2 rRNA genes are annotated in these 3230 nt (G+C 50.1%); both read right to left on the bottom strand.

Annotation, left to right across the window (positions count from 1 at the left end):
- Positions 1-8: 8 nt before the first annotated feature.
- Positions 9-123, bottom strand: a 5S ribosomal RNA gene (gene rrf / locus FTT74_RS13785).
- 191 nt (positions 124-314) lie between these two features.
- A 23S ribosomal RNA gene (locus tag FTT74_RS13780) occupies positions 315-3207 on the bottom strand.
- Between the last annotated feature and the right edge of the window lie 23 nt (positions 3208-3230).

Below are 3230 nucleotides of genomic sequence, written 5' to 3'. Positions count from 1 at the left end.
GAATAATGAGCTGGCGATGACTTACTCTCACATGGGTAACCCCACACTACCATCAGCGCGAAGAGGTTTCACTTCTGAGTTCGGGAAGGGATCAGGTGGTTCACTCTTGCTATGGTCGCCAGCACAACTGTTTACGGAGACTTGCATTGGTCTTACTCACGATAGTGATGCACTGCGTTTTCCGAATCTGTAACAGATTGGGCTGTATTGGGTCTGAATTTTATTGTTTAGCGTTAACTAAATCAAGATCAGTCTGAATTGACTGATTGGATTTGAATCGATTGAGCATACAACCCCAACTGTTTGGGTGTTGTATAGTCAAGCCTCACGAGCAATTAGTATTGGTCAGCTTCACATATCGCTATGCTTCCACATCCAACCTATCAACGTCGTAGTCTTCAACGGCTCTTTAGGAGGCATAAAGCCTCGGGGAAATCTTATCTTGAGGTAGGCTTCCCGCTTAGATGCTTTCAGCGGTTATCCCTTCCGAACATAGCTACCCGGCGATGCGACTGGCGTCACAACCGGTACACCAGAGGTTCGTCCACTCTGGTCCTCTCGTACTAGGAGCAGATCCTCTCAAATTTCCAGCGCCCACGGTAGATAGGGACCGAACTGTCTCACGACGTTCTAAACCCAGCTCGCGTACCTCTTTAAATGGCGAACAGCCATACCCTTGGGACCTGCTTCAGCCCCAGGATGAGATGAGCCGACATCGAGGTGCCAAACACCGCCGTCGATATGAACTCTTGGGCGGTATCAGCCTGTTATCCCCAGAGTACCTTTTATCCGTTGAGCGATGGCCCTTCCATACAGAACCACCGGATCACTAAGACCTACTTTCGTACCTGCTCGACTTGTGGGTCTCGCAGTTAAGCGCGCTTTTGCCTTTATACTCTACGCGTGATTTCCGACCACGCTGAGCGCACCTTCGTACTCCTCCGTTACTCTTTAGGAGGAGACCGCCCCAGTCAAACTACCCACCAGACATGGTCCTCGTCCCGGATAACGGGACAGAGTTAGAACCTCAACATTACCAGGGTGGTATTTCAAGGACGGCTCCACTCGGACTAGCGTCCAAGTTTCAAAGCCTCCCACCTATCCTACACAAGTAAGGTCAAAGTTCAATGTCAAGCTGCAGTAAAGGTTCACGGGGTCTTTCCGTCTAGCCGCGGGTACACCGCATCTTCACGGCGAATTCGATTTCACTGAGCCTCTGCTGGAGACAGCGCCGCCATCATTATGCCATTCGTGCAGGTCGGAACTTACCCGACAAGGAATTTCGCTACCTTAGGACCGTTATAGTTACGGCCGCCGTTTACTGGGGCTTCGATCAAGAGCTTCGCTTACGCTAACCCCATCAATTAACCTTCCAGCACCGGGCAGGCATCACACCCTATACGTCCACTTTCGTGTTTGCAGAGTGCTATGTTTTTAATAAACAGTTGCAGCGGCCTGGTTTCTGAGGCTGTCGACAGCTCAAGGAGCGAGTCCTATCACCATCAACAGCGTACCTTCTCCCGAAGTTACGGTACCATTTTGCCTAGTTCCTTCAGCAGAGTTCTCTCAAGCGCTTTGGTCTACTCGACCTGACCACCTGTGTCGGTTTCGGGTACGATTCCAGTGTAACTGAAGCTTAGAGACTTTTCCTGGAAGCAGGGTATCAGCCACTTCACTGTACAAGTACAGCTTGCTATCAGATCTCAGCATAGAGCACCCCGGATTTGCCTAAGATGCATGCCTACTTCCTTTCACCTGGACTACCAACGCCAGGCTGACTTAACCTTCTCCGTCCTCTCATCGCATTACACTGAAGTATTGGAATATTAACCAATTTCCCATCGACTACGCCTCTCGGCCTCGCCTTAGGGGTCGACTCACCCAGCCCCGATTAACGTTGGACTGGAACCCTTGGTCTTTCAGCGAACGGGTTTTTCACCCGTTTTGTCGTTACTCACGTCAGCATTCGCACTTCTGATACCTCCAGCAGACTTCTCAATCCACCTTCTTCGGCTTACAGAACGCTCCCCTACCACGTATACAATGTATACATCCGCAGCTTCGGCACATAGTTTTAGCCCCGTTACATCTTCCGCGCAGGCCGACTCGACTAGTGAGCTATTACGCTTTCTTTAAAGGGTGGCTGCTTCTAAGCCAACCTCCTAGCTGTCTATGCCTTCCCACATCGTTTCCCACTTAACTATGATTTTGGGGCCTTAGCTGGCGGTCTGGATTGTTTTCCTCTTGACTACGGACGTTAGCACCCGCAGTCTGTCTCCCGGATAGTACTCATTGGTATTCGGAGTTTGCATCGGTTTGGTAAGTCGGGATGACCCCCTAGCCGAAACAGTGCTCTACCCCCAATGGTATTCGTCCGAGGCGCTACCTAAATAGCTTTCGGGGAGAACCAGCTATCACCGAGTTTGATTAGCCTTTCACCCCTATCCACAAGTCATCCCCTGGCTTTTCAACGACAGTGGGTTCGGTCCTCCAGTTAGTGTTACCCAACCTTCAACCTGCTCATGGATAGATCACCCGGTTTCGGGTCTATACCCAGCAACTATACGCCCTATTAAGACTCGATTTCTCTACGGCTCCCCTATTCGGTTAACCTCGCTACTGAATATAAGTCGCTGACCCATTATACAAAAGGTACGCAGTCACCAAACAAGTTGGCTCCCACTGCTTGTATGCATGCGGTTTCAGGATCTATTTCACTCCCCTCACAGGGGTTCTTTTCGCCTTTCCCTCACGGTACTGGTTCACTATCGGTCAGTCAGGAGTATTTAGCCTTGGAGGATGGTCCCCCCATATTCAGACAAGGTTTCACGTGCCTCGCCCTACTCGTCATCATTATGTGTGCCCTTTCGTGTACAGGACTATCACCCACTATGGTTGCACTTCCCAGAGCATTCCACTAAAACACACATAACTTAATGGGCTTTTCCCCTTTCGCTCGCCGCTACTGAGGGAATCTCAATTGATTTCTTTTCCTACGGGTACTGAGATGTTTCACTTCCCCGCGTTCGCTTCGTATGACTATGTATTCATCATACGATACCTACCTTAAGGTAGGTGGGTTTCCCCATTCAGAAATCTCCGGATCAAAGGATATTTGCCGCCTCCCCGGAGCTTTTCGCAGGCTATCACGTCTTTCATCGCCTCTGACTGCCAAGGCATCCACCACATGCACTTAATTACTTGACTATACAACCCCAAACAGTCGTTAA

The organism is Acinetobacter sp. YH01007, assembly GCF_013420425.1.
GTDB lineage: Bacteria > Pseudomonadota > Gammaproteobacteria > Pseudomonadales > Moraxellaceae > Acinetobacter > Acinetobacter towneri.
The sequence above is the reverse complement of the archived record's forward strand: the minus strand, read 5'-3'. Positions and strand labels throughout refer to the sequence as shown.